Annotated in this window: 1 protein-coding gene and 1 pseudogene; both read right to left on the bottom strand. The window is 66.4% G+C overall.

Annotated elements, in window-relative coordinates; translation table 11 throughout:
• Positions 1-2,918: DNA translocase FtsK (locus Q1V78_RS02170; protein WP_300611136.1), on the bottom strand; the 2,918-nt coding region annotated here is incomplete at its 3' end.
• A 203-nt stretch (positions 2,919-3,121) separates the two neighbouring features.
• A pseudogene (locus tag Q1V78_RS02165) lies at positions 3,122-3,494 on the bottom strand (ribonuclease J); the annotation flags it as partial.

Raw genomic sequence — 3,494 nt, 5'->3', positions numbered from 1 at the left:
TCGACTGCCTGGATGAGGTCCTCGAGGTCGTCGCCGATGTCGGCGTCGATGTTCTTCTTCGCCTCGGCGGACTTATCCTCGGTGACACCCTCCGTGTAGTCCGGCTCAGCCTGCGCCTTAGCTGCCTCGACGACAGCGAAGATCTCCTCGTCGGTGACGAAGGCTCCCTGCATACGAATGGGCCGAGGAGCACCCTGCGGGATGAACAGCCCATCGCCCATGCCGATGAGCTTCTCGGCGCCTGCCTGATCGAGGATCACGCGGGAGTCGGTCAGCGAGCTCGTCGCGAAGGCCAGTCGGGACGGCACGTTCGTCTTGATCAGACCCGTGACGACGTCCACGGACGGGCGTTGGGTCGCCAGGACCAGGTGGATGCCGGCGGCTCGCGCCTTCTGCGTGATGCGGACGATGGCGTCCTCGATCTCGCGCGGGGCGGTCATCATGAGGTCAGCGAGCTCGTCCACCACACAGACGATGTACGGGTACGGGCGGTATTCGCGCTCCGAGCCCAACGGGGTGGTGATCTCCCCGGACTTGACCTTGCGGTTGAAGTCCTTGATGTGACGCACGCGGGTGGACTTCATGTCCATGTACCGCTGCTCCATCTCCTCCACCAGCCAGGTCAGCGCGGCGGCTGCCTTCTTCGGCTGGGTGATGATCGGGGTAATGAGGTGCGGGATGCCCTCGTATGGAGTCAGCTCCACCATCTTCGGGTCGATGAGGATGAGTCGGACATCCTCTGGCGTGGCGCGGGTGAGCAGGGAGACCAGCATCGAGTTCACGAACGCGGACTTACCGGAGCCGGTGGAACCGGCAACCAGTAGGTGCGGCATCTTCTGCAAGGAGTGCCCCACGAAGTCGCCCTCGATGTTCTTGCCCAGCCCGATGAGCATCGGATCCTGGTTGGCCACGACGTCCGCGGAGCCCAGCACGTCGCCGAGGCGAACCATCTCGCGGTCGGAGTTCGGCACCTCGATGCCGACGGCGGACTTGCCCGGGATCGGGGTCAGCAGCCGGACGTTATCCGTGGCCACCGCGTAGGCGAGGTTGGACTGCAGATTCGTGATCTTGGAGACCTTCACGCCGGGGCCGAGTTCGATCTCGTAGCGGGTGACCGTCGGGCCTCGCTGGAAACCGGTGACGTGGGCGTCGACGTTGAATTCCTCGAAGACCTCCGTGATGGCGTCGATCATCCGATCGTTGGCCTCGCTGCGCTCCTTCGCCGGCTCGCCCGGGATCAGCAGTTCGGTGGACGGCAGGACATAGCTGCCCTCTGCCCCCTGCGGTGCGGCTGGGGACGAGGACGCCTCCGACGCGGTGGCGTCCCCGTTCCCGTTCTGCCCCTCGGCCTTACCCGCAGCCAGTGTGGCAGCGTCGATGCCGGAGCGAGCGACGATGGCCTGGCGCATGGCCTCGCGGGACTGGTTGACAGCCTTGTCTCCTGCCGCGCGCTCTTCGGCGTGGCTCCGCCCGGCAGCGGGCTCGGTCTGCGGAGATTCCTCGCGCGCCGCGGGGATCGCGGAACGCTGTTGGGCACGAGCGGGCTTGCGGCGTGGCGCGTCCTCCTCCGGGCTAGCGGCGACATCGAGCACCGCGGTCTCATCCGTATCGGAGACCAGCGGGAGTGGCTCATCGATGTCATCGGGGACGGCTGGCTCGGGCTGTCGTGGCGCGGCAGCCCGCGGCGCTGGGGCGCTGCGGCGGCGGGCGCGGCGGGCAGGCTGCGCGGGCTCCTCCTCCACCGGGTAGTTGGCCGCCGGGGACTTCTTCCGGCTGCGGGTTGGCAGGAGGTAATCGTCTTGGTCCACGGCCTCATCGAGACGCTGGTCGATTTCGCCGTACGGATCGTCGTCGTAGTCCTCTTCCGAATCTCGGGAGAAGCGTTCGCGCAGCGCGTCAAACGTGCCTTCGAGTCCAAGCCAGGAAACGGATCCGGCGAAGAATTCGGCGACCGTGCGGCCGGTGAGCTGCAGGGCACCGTAAATCATGACGAGGAAAAGCAGCGGAACGGCAACGTAATTACTGAAGCCCACGGACATCGGCGTGCCGATGAACTGTCCGACGATGCCGCCCGCCCCGGCCTTATCCGCGGTGCTGGTCGGAAGACCAGCGAAGATGTGGATGATCCCCAGCAGGGATCCGGCGACAAGACCCACGCCGAGGCCGCGGCGCAGGTCGGAGCTCTGCGTCGTGCGAATTCCGAACATCAGGATCCAGGCAAGCCCCAGCAGGGCGACCGGGACGATGTACGCCCCCACACCGATAGCCCAGGTCAGCGCGTAGGCGATGCCTTTGCCGACCGCGCCAGTAACGTTGAACCACAGGGTGGCGGCGAGAATGAAGGCAACACCGCCGCTGACGAGCGCCGGGCCGTCGAAGCCGCCGCCGATCTGGCGTGGCCCCTCCTCGTCGAACTCATCGCCGTCGAGCTGCGTGTCCTCGACCGGCGCCACCTCCTTCGCCGCCTGCTTCTTGCGTCGGGGACGCCGCGGTTGGGTGCCGTCTTCGTGCTGCTGAGAGGCCAAACCTTCTACTTTCTTCTTCGACGTGCGGGCTTGTGGTCGGTGCGCGGCGAATTCGGCTGCGTCTGCGTCCTCGCTCTCATCCCGGGGACGCCGGAGCGCGCCACCGATTCCGCTGGCTACCGAGTCCGCGATAGTTTTGATGCTTCCGCCCACGGCACGGTAGGCACTGCCCGTCCTACCAAACTCCATGTCGGAGGCCGAACTACCCGACCGCGCGGTCTTGGCCGTCGACGCACCGGGGTCGACGGAGAGGTCCTCGTCGATCCCCATGCGTGGGGCACGGCGCCTCGCAGCTGGGCGAGAATCCCGCTGACCGGGGCGAGAGGGAGCGCGCCGGGAGCGGTTGCGGGAGGGCGACGTGCCGGGACGGTTTCTGACAGACATGTCCGCCATACTAGTCCCAGTAGTCACATGTTTAACACTTTCAACACGCCTCGCATTGGATTTCCTGGCGAGAATCCCGGTCATCCGGGCACGGAACTCCCCTCCCCCACCGCCCCATGGGGCGGCAAAAACACGGGGACGAAAGAAAGACCGGGCCGTGGGTCACCGCGTGTGTCACGGCGAGCCCCCGGCCCGGTCAGCCAGTTCAGTCGTTATTGAGCAGGCACCGACGGTGCGTCCTCCAGCTCCTCAACGATCTCGCTGGTCATCGGAACCACGGTCGGAACGATCAGCGGCTTGCGGTTCCACTTATCGGAGACGTGGCGGGCGAGACGACGACGCAGGGTCTGAGCCATGCGGTAAGGGTTATTCTCCCCCTCACCGGCCAGGTCCATCATCACGTCGTCAGCGATCTCGCTGAGCTCCTTGAGCAGGTCCTTGGCGTCCCCAGAGAAGCCCTTGGCCTGGATGTGCGGAGCCTCCAGCGGACGGCCCGTGCGGTTGTCGATCACCACGGATACGGCGATGAGGCCACCCTCGGCCATCGCGGTGCGGTCCTCGAGGGTATCCGCGTCCACGTCGCCC

Source organism: Corynebacterium sp., assembly GCF_030152825.1.
GTDB lineage: Bacteria > Actinomycetota > Actinomycetes > Mycobacteriales > Mycobacteriaceae > Corynebacterium.
This window is presented reverse-complemented; position numbering and strand designations above follow the sequence as displayed.